The sequence below is a fragment of the Geodermatophilus sp. SYSU D00696 genome, from assembly GCF_054050235.1.
Map to the genome: position 1 here is coordinate 24,703 of NZ_JBJGYY010000016.1, position 19,756 is coordinate 44,458.

Sequence of the window (19,756 nt, forward strand, 5' to 3'; positions counted from 1 at the left end):
CGTGGCCATTGTCGCGGTAATGGCACCTCCTGAGATGAGCAGGTGACCGTGTTCGACACCGTCCTCGTCGCCAACCGTGGCGAGATCGCCGTCCGCGTCGTCGCGACCCTCCGCCGGCTGGGCATCCGCAGCGTCGCCGTCTTCTCCGACGCCGACGCCGGGGCCCGGCACGTCCGCGAGGCCGACGTCGCCGTGCGGCTGGGCCCCGCCCCGGCCGCGCAGTCCTACCTGTCGATCGAGCGGCTGCTCGACGCCGCGGCGCGCACCGGCGCCCAGGCCGTGCACCCCGGCTACGGGTTCCTCTCGGAGAACACCGCCTTCGCGCAGGCCTGCGCCGACGCCGGGCTGGTCTTCGTCGGCCCGCCCGCCAAGGCAGTCGAGATCATGGGCGACAAGATCCGGGCCAAGCAGACCGTCAGCGCGGCCGGCGTCCCCGTCGTCCCCGGGCGCACCGACCTCGGCATGACCGACGACGACCTCGTGGCCGCGGCCGCCGAGGTCGGCTACCCGGTGCTGGTCAAGCCCTCGGCCGGCGGGGGCGGCAAGGGCATGCGGCTGGTGCACGCCGCGGCCGACCTGCCCGCCGCGCTGGTCTCCGCCCGCCGCGAGGCGGCCGCGAGCTTCGGCGACGACACGCTGTTCCTCGAGCGGTTCGTCACCGACCCGCGGCACGTCGAGGTGCAGGTGCTCGCCGACACCCACGGCACCGTGCTGCACCTGGGCGAGCGGGAGTGCTCGCTGCAGCGCCGGCACCAGAAGATCGTCGAGGAGGCGCCCTCCCCGCTGCTCACGCCGGAGCAGCGGGCGCGGTACGGGGCGCTGGCCTGCGAGGTCGCCCGCGCCGTCGACTACACCGGCGCCGGCACCGTGGAGTTCATCGTCGCGGGTGAGGCGCCCGACGAGCCGTTCTTCATGGAGATGAACACCCGGCTGCAGGTCGAGCACCCGGTGACCGAGCTGGTCACCGGCGTCGACCTGGTCGAGCAGCAGCTGCGGGTGGCGGCCGGCGAGCGGCTCGCCCTCGGCCAGGACGACGTCGCGCTGACCGGGCACGCCGTCGAGGCGCGGCTCTACGCCGAGGACCCCGCGCGCGGCTTCCTCCCCACCGGCGGCACCGCGGTGGTCCTCGCCGAGCCGGCCGGGCCGGGCGTGCGCGTCGACAGCGGCCTGCTCGAGGGGCAGGTCGTCGGCACCAGCTACGACCCGATGCTGGCCAAGGTGATCGCGCACGGCCCCGACCGCGCCGCCGCCCTGTCCCGGCTGGACCGGGCGCTGGCGGGCACCGTCGTCCTCGGCGTCGGCACCAACACCGGCTTCCTGCGCGCGCTGCTCGCCCACCCCGAGGTCCGCGCCGGCCGGCTGGACACCGGCCTGGTCGAGCGCGAGCTCGACGCCCTGACCACCGCCGAGGTCCCGGTGGCGGCCTACGCCGCGCTCGCGCTGTCCCGGCTCGCCACGCTGCGCCCGGCCGGCCCCCTCGTCGACCCCTGGGCGGTGCCCAGCGGCTGGCGGACCGGCGGGCGCCGCGCGCCGCTGCGCTGGGACCTCGCCGGGCCCGGCGGGTCGCGGCTGACCGTCACGCTGACCGGCGGCACCCGGCTGCGGGTCGGCGACGGCGGCGAGCACGAGGTGTCCGGCGAGGCCGTCGAGGGCGGACTGCTGCTCACCGTCGACGGCGCCACCACGTCCGCGCGCACCGCCGTCGAGGGCGCCACCACCTGGGTGCACGTCGACGGCGGCACGTACGCGCTGACCGAGCTGCCGCCCGCGCGGCTGCACGCCGGCGCCGACACCGCCGACCGCACGGTGCGCAGCCCGCTACCCGGCACGGTCGTCGCCGTGCACGTCGCTTCCGGCGCCGAGGTCGCGCAGGACGCCCCGCTCGTCGTCGTCGAGGCCATGAAGATGGAGCACACGCTCACCGCGCCCGCCGACGGCACCGTCGACGTCTCCGTCCGCGTCGGTGACCAGGTCGCCCTCGACCAGGAGCTCGCCGTCGTCCACCCCCGCACCACCGACAGCACCGTGCCCGAGGAGTCCTGACGTGCTCGACACCCGCCTGACCGACGAGCAGCAGCAGCTGCGCAAGACCGTCGAGGAGTTCGCCCGCGAGGTCGTCGCGCCGGTCTCCTACCAGCACGACCGCGACAAGACCTTCCCGTACGAGGTGGTCCGCGGCATGGCCGAGATGGGCCTGTTCGGGCTGCCCTTCCCCGAGGAGTACGGCGGCATGGGCGGGGACTACTTCGCCCTGTGCCTGGCCATCGAGGAGCTCGCCCGGGTCGACCAGAGCGTGGCGATCACCCTGGAGGCCGGCTGTTCGCTGGGCGCGATGCCGGTGTACCGGTTCGGCACCGAGGAGCAGAAGCAGCAGTGGCTGCCGCTGCTGACCAGCGGCGAGGCCCTCGGCGCGTTCGGCCTGACCGAGGCCGGCGCCGGCAGCGACGCCGGCGGGACCCGCACCACCGCGGTGCTCACCGACGGGCAGTGGGTCATCAACGGCAGCAAGGCGTTCATCACCAACTCCGGCACCGACATCACCCGGCTGGTCACCGTCACGGCCGTCACCGGGGAGCTCGCCGACGGCCGCAAGGAGATCAGCTCGATCCTCGTGCCGGTGCCCACGCCGGGCTTCACCGCCGAGCCGGCCTACGACAAGGTCGGCTGGCACGCCAGCGACACCCACCCGCTGTCCTTCGACGACGTCCGGGTGCCCGAGGAGAACCTGCTCGGGCAGCGCGGCCGCGGCTACGCCAACTTCCTGTCGATCCTCGACGAGGGCCGGATCGCGATCGCCGCGCTGGCGGTCGGGGCCGCCCAGGGCTGCGTCGACGAGAGCATGAGGTACGCGCGGGAGCGCTCGGCGTTCGGCCGGCCGATCGCGGCGAACCAGGCGATCGCCTTCAAGATCGCCCGGATGGAGGCGCGGGTGATGGCCGCGCGGGCCGCCTACTACGACGCCGCGGCCAAGATGCTCGCCGGCCTGCCGTTCAAGAAGGAGGCGGCGGTGGCCAAGCTCGTGGCCGGCGAGGCCGCCATGGACAACGCCCGCGACGCCACCCAGGTGCACGGCGGCTACGGGTTCATGAACGAGTACCTCGTCTCCCGGCACTACCGGGACTCGAAGATCCTCGAGGTCGGCGAGGGCACCACCGAGGTGCAGCTGATGCTCATCGCCCGCCAGCTCGGACTCTGAGCCCCGCGCGCGACGGCCGCCGATCCCGCGGGGTCGGCGGCCGTCGGCGTCTCAGATGGGGAACTCGACGCCCTGCGCCAGCGGCAGCTCGCCGGAGAAGTTGATCGTGTTGGTGGCCCGGCGCATGTAGCCCTTCCACGCGTCGGAGCCGGACTCCCGGCCGCCGCCGGTGTGCTTCTCCCCGCCGAAGGCCCCGCCGATCTCCGCACCCGAGGTGCCGATGTTGACGTTGGCGATGCCGCAGTCGGAGCCGTCGGCGGCGAGGAACCGCTCCGCCTCGGCGTGGTCGGAGGTGAAGATCGTCGACGACAGCCCCTGCGGGACGTCGTTGTTGAGCGCGACGGCCTCCTCCAGCGTGCGGTAGGGCAGCACGTAGAGCACCGGGGCGAAGGTCTCCTGCCGCACGATGTCGGTCTGGCCGGGCATGCGGACCAGCGCCGGCTCGACGTACCAGGCGTCGGGCGCCTCGTCGGCCAGCCGCCGGCCACCGCCGACGACGACCTCGCCACCCTGCTGGCGTGCGGCCTCCAGGGCGTCCTGCATGCCCTTGTAGGCGGCGTCGTGGATCAGCGGGCCGACGAGCGTGCCGGCCTCCAGGGGCGAGCCTATCGGCAGGTTCCGGTAGGCGGCGGCGACCCGCTCGACCAGGGCGTCGACGACGTCGACGTGCGCGATGACCCGGCGCATCGTGGTGCAGCGCTGGCCGGCGGTGCCGGCGGCGGAGAAGACGACGCCGCGGGTGGTGAGGTCGAGGTCGGCCGACGGGGTGACGATGGCGGCGTTGTTGCCGCCGAGCTCGAGCAGGGATCGGCCGAAGCGGTCGGCCACCCGGGGGCCCACCGCGCGGCCCATGCGGGTGGAGCCGGTGGCGCTCAGCAGCGCGATGCCGGGCGAGTCGACCAGCGCCTCGCCGACGTCGGCGCCGCCGATCAGCACCTGGCTCAGGCCCTCCGGCGCACCGGTCTCGGCGATCGCCCGGTCGAGCAGCGCGGCCGAGGCCAGCGCCGACAGCGGCGCGAGCTCCGAGGGCTTCCAGATGACCGGGTCGCCGCAGACCAGCGCGATCGCGGTGTTCCACGACCACACCGCGACCGGGAAGTTGAACGCGCTGATGACGCCGACGACGCCCAGCGGGTGCCAGGTCTCCATGAGCCGGTGGCCGGGCCGCTCGGAGCTGATCGTCTTCCCGTAGAGCTGCCGGGACAGGCCCACGGCGAACTCGCAGATGTCGATCATCTCCTGGACCTCGCCGGCCGCCTCGGAGGTGATCTTCCCGACCTCGATGCTCACCAGGGTGGCGAGGTCGGCCTTGTGCTCGCGCAGCAGCTCCCCGAGGCGGCGCACGAGCGCGCCGCGCACCGGCGCGGGGACGGTGCGCCACTCGCGGAACGCCTCCCCGGCCCGCGCGACGGCGGTCTCGACGTCGGCCGCGGTCTGCCGCCGCACCGACAGCAGCCGCTCCCCGTTGACCGGGGAGGTCACCGGGTGGTCACCGGCGACGGCGTCGAGGTCGACCCCGCAGCGGCGGGCGGCGTCCTCGGCCAGTCGACGGAGCTCCTCGGCGGTGGGCAGGCTGGTCACGGTTCTCCTCTGTTGTGTCGGCCGCCCCGCAGGGGTCCGCCGCGAGCGTGCGAGGGGCGGGGGCGGGGTGGTCCTCCGTCTAGACGACGTTGAGCTCGGGGCGGGCGCCCGCTCCCCGGAAGCGTGCCGCACCCAGTCCGGACACGTCGACGAGGGTCTCCCGGCCCAGGTACAGGTCGCGCACCACCTCGCCGACGGCCGGCCCCATGAGGAAGCCGTGCCCGGAGAAGCCGGTGGCGTAGAGGAACCCCTCGACCTCGTCGGCGCGGCCGATCAGCGCGTTGTGGTCCGGCGTCATCTCGTACAGCCCGGCCCAGCCGCTCGCGACGCCGACGCCGGCCAGGGCGGGGGCCCGCCGCTCGATCGCCTCGCCCAGCCGGGGCAACCAGGCGTCGGAGCGGGTGAGCCGGAAGCCGGGGGTCTCGTCGGGGTCGGACATGCCCATGAGCAGGCCCCGGCCCTCCCGGTGGAAGTAGAAGGAGGTGTCGAAGTCGATCGTGAACGGCGTGTGCGGGTCGAGGCCCGGCACCGGCTCGGTGACCAGCACCTGCCGGCGCAGCGGGCTGACCGGCAGGTCCACCCCGGCCCAGGCCCCCACCTCGGCCGACCAGGCGCCCGCGGCGCAGACGACGGTGTCGGTGCGGACGGTCCCCGCGGCGGTGTGCACGGCGGTGACCCGGCCGTCGGTGACGTCGATGCCGGTGGCCGGGCAGTTCGGCAGCAGCGTCGCGCCGGCGCGGCGGGCGGCCGACGCGTAGCCGAGCACCACCGACTCGGGCGTGCAGTGCCCGTCCGTGGGCGACCAGGCGGCGGCCAGCAGCCCGTCCGGGGAGATGAGCGGCGAGAGTTCCCGCGCCTCGGCGACGTCGATCATGCGGCTGGGGACGCCGAGGTCGTTCTGCAGCGCGACGGCGGCCTCGAAGGCGGCGACGGCCTCGGGCGTGGACAGCAGGAACAGGTAGCCGACCTCGGCGAAGTCGATGTCCTGCCCGAAGCGCGCCGGGAAGTCGCGGAAGGTCTCCAGGCTGCGCGCGCCGAGGGTGATGTTGACCGGGTCGGAGAACATCGCCCGCACGCCGCCGGCCGCCCGGCTGGTCGAGCCCGCGCCGAAGGCGTCCCGGTCGACCAGGACGACGTCGCGCACCCCGGCCCGGGCCAGCTCGTAGGCCGTGGCCAGCCCCATGACGCCTCCGCCGACGACGACCACTCGGGCCGACGGCGGGAGCTGACGGGACGGTGCGGTCATCGAGGTCCTCCGGGTCACGGGGCGGGACCCCCCATCCTGGGCGAGGACCCCGCCCGGCACCATCCCCCGCGCCGGGCTCAGCCCCCGAACGCCGCGACGACCTCGCCGGTCGTGCAGCGGTGGGACAGCAGGCTGTAGTCCAGGCTCGCCAGCGACCGCTGCGCCGCCTCCTCGTCGACCACCCCGCAGGCGTCGTCCACGACGACGGGCAGGAAGCCGAGGTCGGCGGCGTGCCGGGCGGTGGGCTCGATGCCGATCTCCAGCACCGCCCCGACGAGCACCAGGGTGGTGACGCCGCGGTCGCGCAGCACCGTCTCCACCGGCGTGCCGACCAGCGCCGACATGCCGAGCTTGTCGAACACCGGCTCGCCGTCGGCCGGCGCGAGCTCCGGGGTGATGCCGGTGTGCTCGGCGCCGGGCGGGAACGCCGAGCGCACCGCGTCGGCCCGGTCGAGCCGCTGCCAGGCCATGGCGGTGCGCAGGGCGGCCACGCCCAGGTGCGAGGGCGGCAGCGACACGTGCCGCACGTAGAGGACGGGGACGCCGGCGGCCCGGGCGGCGTCCAGCACCCGGCGGATCCGCTGCACCAGCCCCTCGCGGTCGCGGACATGGCGCAGGATGCCCACCTGCGCGTCGTAGACCACGACGGCCGCGGCCGCCGGGCGGCACATCTCGGCGACGGTCTCGGGCACGTCCAGGCCGAAGGCACGCTGCACGGCAGGAGCCTCCCAGCCGCAGGCCGCCGTCACCAGGCGCGGCGTGCGGTCCTCACCGCGGTCCGCCGTGGACCGGGCGCCGGTCGTACTCGTGCCGGGCCCGCTCGACGTCGGCGCGGTGCCGGACCGCCCAGCCGGTCAGCGCGTCCAGCGGCCCGGCGAGCTCGCGGCCGAGGTCGGTGAGCGCGTACTCCACCGACGGCGGCGTGGTCGGGTAGACCGTGCGCGAGACGAGCCCGTCGCGCTCGAGCAGCCGCAGCGTGCGGGTGAGCATCCGCCGGGACACCCCCTCGACCCCGCGGAGCAGCGCGGAGAAGCGGGCCGGCCCCTGCTGCAGGCGCACGACCAGCAGCACCGACCACTTGTCGCCGACCCGGTCGAGGACGTCGCGCACCGGGCAGGGGTCGGCCGCCCGCCGCGACGTCGCCGGCGCGGTCACACCCGTGTTCCCAGGCGTCACGGACGTGCCTCCTTGTGGCCGCCGACCGGGCCATCGACGATGACCTGGTTCCCGATCGTAACCAGAGAGGAGACAGCATGGACCTCACCGGACGCACGGTCCTCGCCTTCGGCACCGCGGGCTCGCAGAGCGCCGCCCTGCCCGCGGCGCTGCGACGGGCCGGCGCCGTTCCGCGGCGCGCGACGACGGACCCCGGCCGGGCGGCCGGGTGGACCGCCGCCGGCGAGGACGCGGTCGTCGCCGACCTGACCGACACCGCCTCGGTGCTCGCCGCCGCCGACGGTGCGGCCGCGGTCGCGGCCCACCTGCCGCTGCGGGTCGGGCCGGGCATGCCCGCGGTGGCCGCGTCGCTGGCGGCCCTGCGCCGGACCGGGTTGCCGGTCGCGGTCAACACCGGCACCCCGGTCCCTCCCCCGGGCACGCCGGACCCCTACGGCGCCCGGCCGCTGGCCGAGGGGCTGCTCGACGCCGGCGTCGCGGTGCTCACGCCCACCGCCTACCTCGAGAACCACGCGGCGCCCTGGGCCCTGGACGCGCTGCGCGGAGGCCGGCTGGTGTACCCGCGCCCGGCCGGCGACCGGCTCACCTGGATCGCCTCGCACGACATGGCCTCGGCGCTCGCCGCGGCCCTCGTGCGCGACGTCACGGGCGAGCTGCTCGCGCTGGCCGGGCCGGAGGTGCTCACCTTCGACGGGCTCGCCACCGAGATCGGCCGGGGCCTCGGCCGAGAGGTCGTCTTCACCCGGGTGACGCCCCAGGAGTACGGCGACCTGCTCCGCCCGGTGCTCGGCGACGAGGCGGCCGCCGGGGTGGCCGGTGCCTACGGGGCGATGCCGGAGGAGCCGAACCCGCTGATGGCGCCGGACGCGGCACCGCACTGGGCCCGCCTCGGCCTGTCCCCCACGCCGGCAGCGGTGTGGGCGCGGGAGGTGCTCGCCCCACTGCTCTGACCGGCCGCGCTGCCGTGCCGGGGCGCCCCGTCGTCGCACTGCCCGGGTTCCTCGTGCACTGCCGGTGCTGCGGCACCCGCACGGCGCGAGGAACCCCGGCACTCCTGGCTTCCGTCCCCTGACCCGCACGGCTCGAGCAACCCCGGCACTGCCGATGCGGACGGGCGTACGCATCGGTGTGTACGCTCGTCCGCATGACCTCGACGTCCGCCGCGGACGACACCCGGACGATGCGGGAGAAGTGGGAGGCCGCGGCGCCGATCACCATCGGCGACGACGTCTGGCTCGGCGGCGGGGCGATCGTGCTGCCCGGGGTGACCATCGGCGAGAACACGGTCGTCGGCGCGGGCTCCGTGGTCACCCGCGACCTGCCGGCCGACGTCGTGGCCGTCGGCAACCCCGCCCGGGTGGTCCGGACCCTGGAGCGCGGATGAGCACGGCCCCGGCGCCCGCCCGGCGACCGCGCCGGCACGACCCGGGACGCCGCGAGCGGCTGGTGGCCACCGCGCTGGACGTCATCGCCGACGTCGGCGTCACCGGCGCCACGCACCGGGCCATCGCCCGCGCGGCCGACGTGCCGCTGGGGTCGCTGACCTACCACTTCTCCTCGCTCGACGAGCTGCACGCCGCCGCGTTCACCCGGCACGTCGACGAGGTCGCGCCGCGCTTCGACGAGCGGATGCGCGGCGCCGCGGACCGCGCCGGGGCGATCGAGGCGCTGGTCGGCCACCTCACCGGTGACCTGCTCGGCTCCGGCCGCGACTTCGTGCTCGCCGTCGAGCTGTACGTGGCCGCCGCCCGCCGGCCGGCGCTGCGCGCGGTGACGCAGGACTGGATGCAGCGCAGCCGGCGCAGCCTGGAGCGGCACTTCGACCCCGTGACCGCGCGGGAGCTCGACGCCCTGGTCGAGGGGCTGGTGCTGCACAGCGGCCTCTCGACCGACCCGATGGACCACGACCAGATCCGCGCGGCCGTCCACCGCTTCGCGCGCTGACCCCTCCCCTTCGACCAGGACAGGACCCCGTGTCGGACACCCTCCCGGCGACCGTCCCCGCGCGCCTGCGCGCCGCCCGGGCCGCGGTCGCGGCCTGCTTCTTCACCAACGCCGTCCTCTACGCCAACCTCGTGCCCCGGCTGCCCGAGGTGAAGGACCGGCTCGACCTGACCAACGCCACCCTCGGCACCGCGCTCGCCGCCCTGCCCCTCGGCGCCCTGGTCTCCGCCCTGGCCTCGGCCGCCCTGATGCGCCGGTTCGGCTCGGCGCGGGTCGCCTCGTGGGGACTGGTCGTGCTGGCCGCCGCGGTCTGGGCTGCCGCCGTCGCGCCGTCGTGGTGGCTGCTCGCGGCGGCGCTGTTCGTCGCCGGTGCGCTCGACGCCGTCGTCGACGTCGCGCAGAACGCCCACGGGCTGCGGGTGCAGCGCGGCTACGACCGGTCGATCCTCAACGCCTTCCACGGTCTCTGGAGCATCGGCGCGGTCGCCGGCGGGCTGCTCGGCTCGGCCGCGGCCGGGCTGCGGATCCCGCTGGGGGTGCACCTGGGCGTCGTCGCGGTGGTGTTCGCCGGGGTGTCCCTGGCCGCCTACCGTCGCATGCTGCCCGGCCCGGACCACGAGGACACCGCGGCCGGCGCCGGCCCGCAGCAGGTCACCCGGGGCTCCGTGCGCGCCGCGCTGCCCGCGCTGGCGGCGCTCGGCGTCCTCGCCACGGCCGGCGCGTTCGTGGAGGACGCCGGGGCGTCCTGGGCGGCGCTGTACCTGCGCGGCGAGATCGGCGTGGGCGCGGCCACCGCAGGCCTGGGCTTCGTCGCCCTGCAGGGGGCGATGACGGTGGGCCGGCTGACCGGCGACCGCGTCGTCGACCGGTTCGGCCAGCGCCGGGTGGCCCGGGTCGGTGGTGCGCTCATCGCGCTCGGCACGGGGCTGGCCCTCGCGCTGCCGTCGCTGGGCACCACGCTTGTCGGGTTCGCCCTGGCCGGCCTGGGGGTGGCGACCCTCGTCCCCGCGGTCTACGCGGCCGCCGACGACCTGCCGGGACTGCGCCACGGCGTCGGCCTGACCGCGGTCAACTGGCTGCTGCGGGTCGGGTTCCTCGCCTCCCCGCCGCTGATCGGCGCGGTCGCCGACGCCACCAGCCTGCGCGTGGCGCTGACCGCGGTCGTCGTCGCCGGCGTCGTCACGCTGGTGCTCGGCCGGGTGCTGCCCCGGACGGTGACCCGGTCGGCCTGAGCTCGGCCGACTGCCGTGCACGGGCGGCACGTCCTGGACACCGCTTCTTCACCCGCCCGACGCCCGCTGCGCCGGGTCGCTCCCTACGGTGCCGCCATGGACGCAGCGCACGGGTCCGGCCTGCGCGAGCGGCGGCTCGCCGAGGTCGACGGGCTGCTCACCGCTCGCGACGGCGCCGTCGGCGGTCCCACCGGACACGGCCTGTCGGCCCTGCGGACGCGGCTGCGGCACGTCCACGCGCGGTGCGAGAGCGTGGACGCGGCGGCCTGGGCCGGCTACGTCACCGACCTCGACCGCGGCATCGACGCGCTGCACGCCGAGGTGGAGAGGGCGGCGCAGCAGCCGGTCCCCGGGCCGACCGTCGACGACGTCCTCCTCGCCCGCACGGCGGAGCTCGAACTGCGGGCCTGGCGGGTCACCGTCGACGCCGGTCCGGACCGCCCCGGGGTGCGCGCGGCCCTGGCCGACGCCGAGGCCGCCCTCGCCGGGTACCGGGAGGAGCTGCGCTCGGCGAGCCCTCCGTCGCGGCCCGGGCTGGAGACGGCGATGGACCGGCTGCGGCGCGCCGGCTACGCGGTGCCCGCGCCCGCCCGGCCGGTCGAACCGGCTCCCTGAACCCCTCCGCGCTGCCCGACCCTCTGCCGGCAGTCCGTGCTCAGCCGTGGACGAGGGCCCGCACCGCCGCGAGGACCCGCTCGTGCGCGGCCGCGGGCCGGTCCCGGTCCCGCCAGGTCGCAGCCAGGCCGACCGCGGCGACGCGCCCGGTCGCCAGGACCCGGCCGACGGCCCCGAGGACCTCGTCGAGCGCCGGGCCGCCGGGAGCGGGGAAGAGCAGGTCCGGGAGGTCCCCGGGGTCGCACACGTCGAGGTCGACGTGCAGGTACAGCTCCCCGTCGGGGAGGTCCGCGGCGGTGAGGCCGGGCACCGGACGGCGCCGCACGCCCGCGCCCTCGAGCAGGTCGTGCTCCGGCGGGTCGGTGTCGCGGGCGTCGACGAGCACCACGCGCGAGGGCGGTGTCGGGCGCAGCCCGAGCGCGTCGGGGAGCGTGGGGGTCCCGACCCCTGCGGCCAGGGCCAGCGGCATGCCGCCCAGGTAGCCCGAGGTCGTCGTGGCCTCGGTGTGGAAGTCGGCGTGCGCGTCGAACCAGACGATCCCGACGTCCCGGCCGGCCCGCTGCAGGCCCGCGAGCACCCCCAGGCTCGTGGTGCAGTCGCCGGAGACGACCAGCGCCGGGGCCCGGGCTCCGGCCACCTCCCGGGCGACCTGCTCGTAGAGGACCGCCATGCGCTGCCACGGCGTCCCCGGGGGCAGGTCGGCGCTGAGCTCGCGGTCGACGGGGAAGCCGGTGGTCAGTCCGGGCAGCCGCTCGTCGAGGTGGTAGGGCACCACGAACGTCGTCATGCCGGGATCCTCTCTCCCGGCACGGGACGCGCGGTCTCAGTCCCGGCGCCGGCCGGTGACGATCTGCCGCAGTCGCTCCACCGGCAGCTTGGGCTGCCGGTACTCGTCGAGCAGGCCGTTGGCCTCCTGCATCGTGTCGGTGAGCTGGGTGTAGCAGAACCCGGCCAGCACGGGTGAGGCGTGCACGGCGGACAGCAGGTCCTCCAGCCGCCGGGCGAAGTCCTCGGCGTCCTCGGCGGTGGAGTAGCCCCAGGTGCGCTCCGCGGGGACCTCGTGGGGCGGCACGGGGGTGTACCGCACGCCGCCGAACTCGGTGAGCATCAGCGGCTGCTCCCGGTCGACGGCCCCGGGCAGCAGCACGCGGCGCCCCGCGGGCCAGAAGTCCTCGAGCGCCGTGAGCAGGTCGGCCGATCCGTACCGCTCGGCGAGGACCGCCCCGGTGTCGGCGTAGTCGTGCACCGTCCACAGGTCGCTGTCGGTGTGCTCCCAGCCGTCGTTGCTCACCACCGGCCGGCTCGGGTCCACCGCCCGGGTCAGGGCGGCGAGCGCGACGGTGTAGGCCTGCTGGGCCGGGTCGGTGGCGACGTCGTGCACGCCCCAGCTCTCGTTCATCGGCACCCACGTGACGATGCAGGGATGGCTGACGTCCCGGTGCACCACGTCCAGCCACTCCGTGGTGAGCCGCCGCACCGCCTCCGGGGAGAAGGCGAAGGCGTTGGCCGTCTCGCCCCACACGAGGACGCCGAGCCGGTCGCACCAGTACAGGAAGCGGGGGTCCTCGACCTTCTGGTGCACCCGCACGGCGTTGAATCCGAGCTCCTTGACCAGCTCGACCTCGCGGCACAGCGCCCCCGCGTCGGGTGCGGTCAGGTGGGACTCCGGCCAGTACCCCTGCCCCAGCACCGAGCGCACGTAGTACGGCAGGCCGTTGAGCAGGAAGGCCCGCCCTCCCACGGCGGCGGTGCGCAGCCCCAGGTAGCTGGCGACCTCGTCGAGCACCTCGCCGTCCCCGTCACCGGCGAGCACCCGCACGACGGCGTCGACCAGCCGGGGCGTCTCCGGCGACCAGGTCATGTCCTGCCGGGCCTGCCCGTTCTGCAGCGCGGGCACGGCCACGGTGGTGCGGGTGCGCTGCTCCGCCACGCGCACGCGGTGCTCGGCCAGCAGCTGCCCGTCCAGCTCCAGCCGCACCGCCACCGTGACCGGTTCGGCCGGTGTCTCGCGCAGCGTGATGCCCAGGTGCACCGCGGCGCCGGCGACGTCCGGGGTCCAGGCCAGGTGCTCGACGGAGACCGCCGGGACGACCTCGCACCACACCGGCTGCCAGATGCCGCTGGTCCGGGAGTACCAGATGCTGTGCGGCTCGTCGAGCCAGTCCTGCTTGCCCCGGGGCTGCGTCACGTCGCGCGGGTCGTCCTCCGCCCGCACGACCAGCACGTGCTCGGCGTCGGCGTCACCGGCCGCGAGCAGTGCGGTGACGTCGAAGGAGAACGGCGTCTGGCCGCCCTCGTGCTCACCGAGCAGCCGGCCGTCCAGCCACACGCGCGCGGTGTAGTCGACCGCGGCGAACCGGAGCACGACGCGGTGTCCCCGCTCGCGCACCGCGTCGGCTCCCGCGACGTCGGCCAGCCGCAGGCTCCGCCGGTACCAGACCACCGGGTGCGGGCGGGGGTCGGCGACCCCCGACGCCTCGGACTCCGGCGGGTAGGGCACCGTGACGTCGCGGTCGAAGACGGCGCGGTCGCCGAGGTCGGTCAGCTCCGCCCAGCCCCCGGCGACCCCGGCGCGGTCGTCGTCGAAGGCCAGCTGCCACGTCCCGCAGAGGTCCGTCCACTCCTCACGCAGCAGCTGCGGGCGGGGATGGGTGCCGTCCTGCTGGGTGGCGCGTGCGGGCATGGTCACTCCTCGGGTTCGGGTCGACGAGCGGGTCCCGGGGTCCGGGGGCGGGCTCGCCGCGGATGACCGGGTCGGTGGGCGATGGACACGCCGCTGCCGTCGATGCTGTCAGGTGCGAGACCGCGCCGGGCACCGGCGGGTCCGTCCCGGGGTCGTCGTGCACCGCGTACGGCCGGTCGGATGCCCGCACGGGTGGACCCCGTGGCGGCTCCCGGAACGAACTCTCCAGCAGCTGTGCAGAACACCGAGTCGTCGTGTGCCTGCAATTCCGGAAATACGCTTCGGTCACGCCTGCCGATCGACGAGAAATCCTCGACTTGCCGTTGATCAGAAAGGCGTGAAACAGTCCTCGGGTCCGGCATTCCCGGCTACGACTGGACGTACCTCGATGACTGGTTTCTCGCGTCGCCAGTTCCTCGCCGCGGGGGGCAGCGTCTCGCTGGCCGTCGCGATGTCGGGGTGCGCGTCACCGATCGCCTCCAGCCTCACCGGGGCGCAGCCGAGGACGGCCGACGTCATCTTCTGGCACCTGTTCGGCGGCGGTGACGGCGAGAACATGGCGACCATGCTGGACACCTACCGCGAGTCGTCCGGCACGTCGGTCGAGTCCGCGCTGCTCTCCTGGGGCAACCCCTTCTACACCAAGCTCGCGCTGTCGACGTCGAGCGGCCGCCCGCCCGACGTGACCGTCGCACACCTGTCCCGGCTGCCCCTCCTGGCGCAGGCCGAACTGCTCGAGCCCGTCGCGGACCAGTTCGCCGCCGCGGGGATCACCGAGGACAGGTTCACGCCGGCCGCCTGGGAGAAGGCCACGGTGGACGGCACCACCTACGCGGTGCCGCTCGACACCCACCCGTTCGTCCTCTACTACAACACCGAACTGGCCGAGCAGGCCGGCCTGCTCGACGAGTCCGGCGAGAACCTCAGGCCCATGAGGAACAGCGACGACTTCGTCGCCGCCCTGCAGGCGATGAAGGACTCGACCGGCAACGAGTACGCGGCGGTCGCGTCGATCACGGTGGACCCCTCGACCTGCTGGCGCCTGTTCCTCATGACCTACTCCGGTCTGGCCGGACCGATCGTCGAGGACCTCGGCACCAGGGTCACGATCGACCGCGCCGCGATGGAGGAGTCGTTCGCCTTCCTGCAGGGCCTCACCGGGCAGCAGCTGATGCCGAGAACCGCCACGTCGACGACGGCGTCGACCCTCTTCAGCAACGGCGAGGTCGGTTTCCTGTTCGACGGCGTCTGGCAGATCCCGACGTACCGGGAGGTCGAGAGCCTCGACTTCAACGTCGTGCCCTTCCCCGCCCTCCTCGGTCCCGAGCCGGTCGCCTACGCCGACTCGCACGCACTGGTCATCCCGGCGAGTCCCGGACGCGCCGCCGAACGGACCGAGAACGCCGTGCGCTTCGTCCAGGGCCTGCTGGAGCAGAGCTCGACCTGGGCCGACGGCGGGCACGTCCCCGCCTGGCTGCCGGTGCAGGAGAGCGAGGAGTTCCTCGAACTCCAGCCGCAGAGCAACTACACGGAGGCGGCCTTCAACGCGGTCTACGACCCGGAGGGTTGGTACACCGGAGCGGGCTCGGACTTCCAGACCGCCATGGGCTCCGTCGTCGCCAGCGTGCTGACCGGTGCCACCGACCCCGCGGCCGGTGTCGACGCCATGACCAGCAGCCTGCAGACGTTCTCCACCGCCCGGCCACCCGTGTAGTTCGGAGACCGACATGACCGCCACCGCTCTCCCCGCGCCCAGGTCAGGGGTCGAGGTCAGCCACCGCGCCGCGACCGCGGGGAAGCCCCCGCGTCCGGAGAACCGGGCGGGCTGGCTGTTCGCCACCCCGTTCCTGGCCCTCTACCTCGCCTTCCTCATCGGCCCGGTGGTCATCGGCCTGGTGATCAGCCTGTTCAACACCACGACGGTGAAAGCCGGCATCGGCAGCTGGGTCGGCTTCTCGAACTACGCCGACGTCCTGACCAACGCCGACTTCTGGGCCTCGATGTGGCACTCGGCGCTGTTCACGCTGCTGACCACACCGATCCTGGTGCTGCTGCCGCTGCTGTTCGCCGTCCTCGTCTCGCGCCTGGCCCGCGGCCAGGCGTTCTACCGACTGGCCTTCTTCGCCCCGTACGTCGTGCCCTCGGCCGCGGTCTGCCTCATCTTCGCGTTCATGTACACGCCCGAGACCGGGCTCATCACCAACGCCTTCGGCTGGTTCGGGCTCACCGCCCCCGACTTCTTCGGCAGCACCTCGGGTGCCTGGTTCGCCGTCGTCCTGCTCACCGTGTGGTGGACGTTCGGCTTCAACTTCATCCTCTACACCGCGGCCATCCAGGAGATCTCGGAGGAGGTCTACGAGGCGGCGACGCTCGACGGCGCCGGGCCGTGGCAGCAGATCCGGATGATCACCGTCCCCCTGCTGCGCCCGACCATCGGCCTCGTGCTGATCCTGCAGGTCCTGTCGTCGCTGAAGGTGTTCGACCAGATCTACATCCTGCTGAACGGCGGCCCGAACTACACGACGCGCCCGGTCATCCAGTACATCTTCGACACCGGCTTCTCCGCCTACCGGGGCGGCTACGCGGCCGCCGCGACGATGGTCTACTTCGTGGTCCTGGTCGTCGTCAGCGTCGGCTGGTTCCTGGTCCGGCGGCGCAACACCTCCGCGAACGCCTGAGGGGAGCCCGACCATGTCGACGGCGATGGCCGCGCCCGCGGCCGACACCGAGAGTCCCGGCACGAGGCGCTCGCGCCGGCGGGGCGAGCAGGACCAGGGCACGAAGCTGTTCAACCGGCTCACCGCCACGTGCGTGACGCTCTTCGCCCTGATCTGGCTGGTCCCGTTCCTGTGGGCGCTGATCACGTCGCTGCGGCCCAACGAGGAGATCGCCGCGAACCCCACGAACCCGTGGGGGAGCAGCTGGAACCTCGACGCGTACAGCTACGCGTGGGAGACGAGCCCCATCGGCTGGTGGTACGTCAACAGCTTCATCATCTCCACCCTCACGGTCGTCTTCACCGTGGTGGTCTGCTCGATGGCCGCCTTCGCCCTGGTCAACCTGAACTTCCGCTGGAAGTACGTGGTGTTCGGGCTCATCCTGGCCGGCCTGATGGTGCCCGTGGAGGCGCTCGTCCTGCCGCAGTTCCTCGAGTTCCGGGCCCTCGGCCTGCTCGGGACCTACTGGGCGGTCATCCTGCCCTCGGTCGCCCTCCCCGTGGCCCTCTTCGTCTTCCACTCGTTCATCAAGGCCATCCCGGTGGCCCTCATCGAGGCCGCCCGGCTCGACGGTGCCAGCTGGTGGCGGATCTACTCCCGGATCGCCATGCCGCTGTCCCGGCCGGCGATCTCCGCGGTGGCGATCCTGACGTTCATCACGTCCTGGAACGCCTTCCTCTGGCCGCTGCTGGTCCTCACGCAGACCAAGTCGCAGACGATCCCGGTCGGGCTCAGCAGCCTGGTCGGCGGCTCCGCGATCCAGTACGCCGAGACCATGGCCTCCGCCGTCCTCGGCATCCTGCCCCTGCTCGCCGTCTTCCTGGTCCTCCAGCGCCAGATCGCCCAGGGCGTCGCGAACACCGGCATCAAGTAGCGCGGGAGCAGCGTCTCCTCCGGGGACCACCCGGTCTACGCGCGGTCCCCGGTCGGGCCGCCACCGGTCAGGGGTCGTTCCCACCGCCACACGGGACCGACCTCCGGGTCCTCGAGCCGGGCGACCCGCGCGAACCCGAGCCGGGCCAGGACGGCCGTCGAGGCGCTCTGCTCGGCCAGCGTGTGCGCCCGGGCCCGCGAGGCCCCGTGGGCCGCGGCGGAGGCCAGCCAGAGCCGCACCGCCGCGGTGGCGTGGCCGCGACCGCGGTGGCCGGGAGCCACGCTGTAGCCCACCTCGACCACGCCGTCGGAGGGCGGTCCGGTGAACCCGCCGAGCCCGACGACGACGCGGTGCATCGGGTCGACGAGCAGGTGGCTGGACCACTCGGGCGGCACGCCCGAGCGGAGCGCCTCGACCGTCGCCGGGAGCGCCTCGGGGAAGACGAGCCAGCCCTCCGCGAGGTCGAGCCCCGAGCGCGCGCGGAACGCGTCGGCCGACTCCAGCAGCGCCTCCGCGTCCTCGAGCGTCAGGGGTCGCACCTCGGTCGCCCCGGTGCCGCTGTCGGTCACCGTCAGGCCGGTGACGCCGCGGCGGGGGCCAGCACCGCCGTCGCGGCGATCTCGATCAGCTGCTCGGGGAGGGCCAGCTCCACCACGCCGAAGGCGTTGCTGGCGGGGCGGTGGTCGCCGAAGTACCGCTTGCACACGGCCATCGCCGGCGCGAAGTTCGCCCGCAGGCCCACCAGGAAGACGTTCATCTCCACGATGTCGGTGCGCTGGGCGCCGAACCGGCTCAGGACGGCGTCGAGGTTGGCCAGGGTCACCTCGGTCTGGCCCTCGACGTCGCCCTCGTGGAGGAACGTCCCGTCCGCGTCGTGTGACAGCTGCCCCGAGACGTACAGCCGGTCGCCGGCCCGCACGGCCTGCGAGTAGTTGGCCAGGTCCTCCCAGGGGACGCCGAAGCCGAAGGTCTCGAACCTGCCCATGTCTGCCTCCTCGTGGTGTCGGCCGGTCAGCTCCGGTAGCGGCCCTCGAACCGGGCTCCACGGTCGAGCACGGTGAACCGGGTGGACCGGCCCCGTCGGCGTCCACGACCTGGGTCGCCCCGTCGACGACGACCAGCTCTCCCGCCGCCAGGGACTCCGGGCACGTCAGCTCCGCTGCTCGGGGATCCGGGGCGTGCGCAGCGACCGGAAGCCGTCCCGGAGCTCGTCGACGAACAGGTACGGCTGCTCCCAGGCCGCGAAGTGCCCGCCCTTCTCGACCTGGCGGTAGTGGACCAGGCCGGGGTAGGCGCGCTCGGTCCAGCTGCGCGGGGCCTGGTACTGCTCGCCCGGGAACACGCTGACGGCGACGGGGACGGTGACGCCCTTCGCGTCGAAGAACCCGCCGCGGTACTCCCAGTACAGCCGGGAGGCCGAGACCCCGGTGTTGGTCAGCCAGTACAGCGTCACGTTGTCGAGGACCTCGTCGCGGGTCAGTTCGCCGGTGTCGCTCGTCGTCCGCTCCAGCGCCGCGAGCACGGCCGCGGCCGGCTGCCCGTCGGCGTCGTTGTGGTCGAGGAGCCAGGCGGCCAGGCCGACGGGCGAGTCGGCGATGCCGTAGAGCGTCTGCGGGCGCGCGGCCATGTAACGGGCGTACTCGACCTGCCCGAACGTCCGGACGAGCTGCTCGTAGGCGCGCCGCTCCTCGTCTGACAGCCCGTCCGGCGGCGGCGCGCCGGCCAGCGCGGCCGCGTTGACGTCGGCCGGCACGGTGGCCGGCATGTTGGTGTGGATGCCGAGCAGTCCCTCGGGTGCCTGCAGCCCCATCTGGTCGACGACGAAGGCGCCCCAGTCCCCGCCCTGCGCGACGTACCGGTCGTAGCCCAGCCGGCCCATCAGCTCGGCCCAGGCCCGGGCCATCCGCTCGGGCCCCCAGCCCGGGCCGGTCGGCTTGCCGGAGAACCCGTACCCGGGCATCGACGGAACGACCACGTGGAAGGCGTCCGCGGCGTCCCCGCCGTGCGCCGTCGGGTCGACCAGCGGCTCGATGATCTTCAGCTGCTCGACGACCGACCCGGGCCAGCCGTGGTTGACCACCAGCGGCAGGGCGTCCTCGTGCCGCGAGCGCACGTGCAGGAAGTGGATGTCGAGCCCGTCGATCCCGGTGACGAACTGCGGCAGCGCGTTGAGGAGCGCCTCGCAGCGGCGCCAGTCGTAGTCGGTCGCCCAGTGCCGCGCCAACTCCTGCATCGTCGCCAGCGGCACTCCCTGGGAGGTGTCCGGGACCGTCTCCCGGTCCGGCCAGACGGTCTGCTCGACCCGTCGGCGCAGCTCGGCGAGCGCGGCGTCGGGGACCTCGATCCGGAACGGGCGGATCGCACCCTCCTCCTGGGCGGCTGCCGGCGTCGCGGGGACGGTCGACCGGGACATGGGTGCCTCCTGGTGGTCCGGGCGGAGCGGGGCTCGCCGTCGACCCTGCGCCGCCCCGGCCGGCGCTCGCGCCAGGGAG

The 19,756-nt window shown here is 74.5% G+C and carries 19 protein-coding genes; 10 read left to right on the plus strand and 9 right to left on the minus strand.

Annotation, left to right across the window (positions count from 1 at the left end):
* Nucleotides 1-42: 42 nt before the first annotated feature.
* Nucleotides 43-2,043 carry an ATP-binding protein gene (locus ACI79O_RS12000; RefSeq protein ID WP_456914235.1) on the plus strand — a complete coding sequence of 667 codons (2,001 nt, stop codon included), beginning with the start codon at nucleotides 43-45 and terminating at the stop codon, nucleotides 2,041-2,043.
* 1 nt (nucleotide 2,044) lies between these two features.
* Nucleotides 2,045-3,196: an acyl-CoA dehydrogenase family protein gene (locus ACI79O_RS12005; protein WP_456914236.1), complete on the plus strand. Its 1,152-nt coding sequence runs from the start codon at nucleotides 2,045-2,047 to the stop codon at nucleotides 3,194-3,196.
* Between the two features lie 51 nt (nucleotides 3,197-3,247).
* On the opposite strand, the gene amaB is transcribed toward ACI79O_RS12005, so the two are convergent.
* The 4 genes from amaB to ACI79O_RS12025 form a co-directional block, all read right to left on the minus strand.
* Nucleotides 3,248-4,777 (minus strand): L-piperidine-6-carboxylate dehydrogenase, encoded by a 1,530-nt coding sequence (amaB, locus tag ACI79O_RS12010; RefSeq protein WP_456914237.1) that lies wholly within the window; start codon nucleotides 4,775-4,777, stop codon nucleotides 3,248-3,250.
* Between the two features lie 79 nt (nucleotides 4,778-4,856).
* Entirely contained in the window at nucleotides 4,857-6,023 is a 1,167-nt protein-coding gene (locus ACI79O_RS12015) for an NAD(P)/FAD-dependent oxidoreductase (RefSeq protein ID WP_456888835.1), read from the minus strand.
* 77 nt (nucleotides 6,024-6,100) lie between these two features.
* Nucleotides 6,101-6,739, minus strand: a complete 639-nt coding sequence (locus ACI79O_RS12020; protein WP_456888837.1) for an isochorismatase family cysteine hydrolase — start codon at nucleotides 6,737-6,739, stop codon at nucleotides 6,101-6,103.
* A gap of 52 nt (nucleotides 6,740-6,791) precedes the next feature.
* Nucleotides 6,792-7,199, minus strand: a complete 408-nt coding sequence (locus ACI79O_RS12025) for a winged helix-turn-helix transcriptional regulator (RefSeq protein ID WP_456914238.1) — start codon at nucleotides 7,197-7,199, stop codon at nucleotides 6,792-6,794.
* Nucleotides 7,200-7,276: 77 nt separating this feature from the next.
* Here ACI79O_RS12025 and ACI79O_RS12030 point away from each other — a divergent pair, with 77 nt between their 5' ends.
* The 5 genes from ACI79O_RS12030 to ACI79O_RS12050 all read left to right on the plus strand — a co-directional run bounded on the left by ACI79O_RS12030 (nucleotide 7,277) and on the right by ACI79O_RS12050 (nucleotide 10,990).
* Nucleotides 7,277-8,149, plus strand: a complete 873-nt coding sequence (locus ACI79O_RS12030) for a hypothetical protein (protein WP_456914239.1) — start codon at nucleotides 7,277-7,279, stop codon at nucleotides 8,147-8,149.
* Between the two features lie 194 nt (nucleotides 8,150-8,343).
* Complete coding sequence (locus ACI79O_RS12035) at nucleotides 8,344-8,583, plus strand: DapH/DapD/GlmU-related protein (protein ID WP_456888844.1); 240 nt, start codon at nucleotides 8,344-8,346, stop codon at nucleotides 8,581-8,583.
* Nucleotides 8,580-9,143, plus strand: a complete 564-nt coding sequence (locus tag ACI79O_RS12040) for a TetR/AcrR family transcriptional regulator (protein ID WP_456914240.1) — start codon at nucleotides 8,580-8,582, stop codon at nucleotides 9,141-9,143. The genes ACI79O_RS12035 and ACI79O_RS12040 overlap by 4 nt, the downstream gene beginning before the upstream one ends.
* Before the next feature lie 29 nt (nucleotides 9,144-9,172).
* Nucleotides 9,173-10,375, plus strand: coding sequence for an MFS transporter (locus tag ACI79O_RS12045; protein WP_456914241.1), 1,203 nt, complete (start codon nucleotides 9,173-9,175; stop codon nucleotides 10,373-10,375).
* A gap of 96 nt (nucleotides 10,376-10,471) precedes the next feature.
* A complete protein-coding gene (locus ACI79O_RS12050; protein ID WP_456888852.1) occupies nucleotides 10,472-10,990 on the plus strand; it encodes a hypothetical protein in 519 nt (172 codons plus the stop codon).
* A gap of 40 nt (nucleotides 10,991-11,030) precedes the next feature.
* Here the strand turns inward: ACI79O_RS12050 and ACI79O_RS12055 are convergent, their stop codons facing one another.
* Entirely contained in the window at nucleotides 11,031-11,777 is a 747-nt protein-coding gene (locus ACI79O_RS12055; RefSeq protein WP_456888853.1) for an arginase family protein, read from the minus strand.
* A 36-nt stretch (nucleotides 11,778-11,813) separates the two neighbouring features.
* Entirely contained in the window at nucleotides 11,814-13,673 is a 1,860-nt protein-coding gene (locus ACI79O_RS12060) for a glycoside hydrolase family 2 protein (protein WP_456888855.1), read from the minus strand.
* A gap of 388 nt (nucleotides 13,674-14,061) precedes the next feature.
* Here ACI79O_RS12060 and ACI79O_RS12065 point away from each other — a divergent pair, with 388 nt between their 5' ends.
* Genes ACI79O_RS12065 through ACI79O_RS12075 form a run of 3 tightly spaced genes read left to right on the plus strand, consistent with a single transcriptional unit; the run spans nucleotide 14,062 to nucleotide 17,264 of the window.
* Nucleotides 14,062-15,387 carry an extracellular solute-binding protein gene (locus ACI79O_RS12065; protein WP_456888857.1) on the plus strand — a complete coding sequence of 442 codons (1,326 nt, stop codon included), beginning with the start codon at nucleotides 14,062-14,064 and terminating at the stop codon, nucleotides 15,385-15,387.
* 13 nt (nucleotides 15,388-15,400) lie between these two features.
* Nucleotides 15,401-16,351, plus strand: a complete 951-nt coding sequence (locus tag ACI79O_RS12070) for a carbohydrate ABC transporter permease (protein WP_456914242.1) — start codon at nucleotides 15,401-15,403, stop codon at nucleotides 16,349-16,351.
* A 13-nt stretch (nucleotides 16,352-16,364) separates the two neighbouring features.
* Complete coding sequence (locus ACI79O_RS12075) at nucleotides 16,365-17,264, plus strand: carbohydrate ABC transporter permease (RefSeq protein WP_456888860.1); 900 nt, start codon at nucleotides 16,365-16,367, stop codon at nucleotides 17,262-17,264.
* A 35-nt stretch (nucleotides 17,265-17,299) separates the two neighbouring features.
* Here ACI79O_RS12075 and ACI79O_RS12080 read toward each other — a convergent pair whose 3' ends face one another.
* From ACI79O_RS12080 to ACI79O_RS12090, 3 genes are all read right to left on the minus strand, one after another.
* The gene (locus tag ACI79O_RS12080; protein WP_456914243.1) at nucleotides 17,300-17,833 is read right to left on the minus strand and encodes a GNAT family N-acetyltransferase; all 534 of its coding nucleotides are present in this window, start codon (nucleotides 17,831-17,833) and stop codon (nucleotides 17,300-17,302) included.
* 2 nt (nucleotides 17,834-17,835) lie between these two features.
* Nucleotides 17,836-18,249, minus strand: coding sequence for a RidA family protein (locus tag ACI79O_RS12085; protein ID WP_456888867.1), 414 nt, complete (start codon nucleotides 18,247-18,249; stop codon nucleotides 17,836-17,838).
* Nucleotides 18,250-18,414: 165 nt separating this feature from the next.
* Entirely contained in the window at nucleotides 18,415-19,677 is a 1,263-nt protein-coding gene (locus tag ACI79O_RS12090) for an epoxide hydrolase family protein (RefSeq protein WP_456914244.1), read from the minus strand.
* Nucleotides 19,678-19,756 lie beyond the last annotated feature (79 nt).

What these genes read in the sequence shown, in the direction of transcription:
- ACI79O_RS12015 (WP_456888835.1), bottom strand. Translation starts at nt 6,023, where the DNA reads ATGACCGCACCGTCCCGTCAGCTCCCGCCGTCGGCCCGAGTGGTCGTC.
- ACI79O_RS12030 (WP_456914239.1), top strand. Translation starts at nt 7,277, where the DNA reads ATGGACCTCACCGGACGCACGGTCCTCGCCTTCGGCACCGCGGGCTCG.
- ACI79O_RS12035 (WP_456888844.1), top strand. Translation starts at nt 8,344, where the DNA reads ATGACCTCGACGTCCGCCGCGGACGACACCCGGACGATGCGGGAGAAG.
- ACI79O_RS12040 (WP_456914240.1), top strand. Translation starts at nt 8,580, where the DNA reads ATGAGCACGGCCCCGGCGCCCGCCCGGCGACCGCGCCGGCACGACCCG.
- ACI79O_RS12050 (WP_456888852.1), top strand. Translation starts at nt 10,472, where the DNA reads ATGGACGCAGCGCACGGGTCCGGCCTGCGCGAGCGGCGGCTCGCCGAG.
- ACI79O_RS12055 (WP_456888853.1), bottom strand. Translation starts at nt 11,777, where the DNA reads ATGACGACGTTCGTGGTGCCCTACCACCTCGACGAGCGGCTGCCCGGA.
- ACI79O_RS12060 (WP_456888855.1), bottom strand. Translation starts at nt 13,673, where the DNA reads ATGCCCGCACGCGCCACCCAGCAGGACGGCACCCATCCCCGCCCGCAG.
- ACI79O_RS12065 (WP_456888857.1), top strand. Translation starts at nt 14,062, where the DNA reads ATGACTGGTTTCTCGCGTCGCCAGTTCCTCGCCGCGGGGGGCAGCGTC.
- ACI79O_RS12070 (WP_456914242.1), top strand. Translation starts at nt 15,401, where the DNA reads ATGACCGCCACCGCTCTCCCCGCGCCCAGGTCAGGGGTCGAGGTCAGC.
- ACI79O_RS12075 (WP_456888860.1), top strand. Translation starts at nt 16,365, where the DNA reads ATGTCGACGGCGATGGCCGCGCCCGCGGCCGACACCGAGAGTCCCGGC.
- ACI79O_RS12085 (WP_456888867.1), bottom strand. Translation starts at nt 18,249, where the DNA reads ATGGGCAGGTTCGAGACCTTCGGCTTCGGCGTCCCCTGGGAGGACCTG.
- ACI79O_RS12090 (WP_456914244.1), bottom strand. Translation starts at nt 19,677, where the DNA reads ATGTCCCGGTCGACCGTCCCCGCGACGCCGGCAGCCGCCCAGGAGGAG.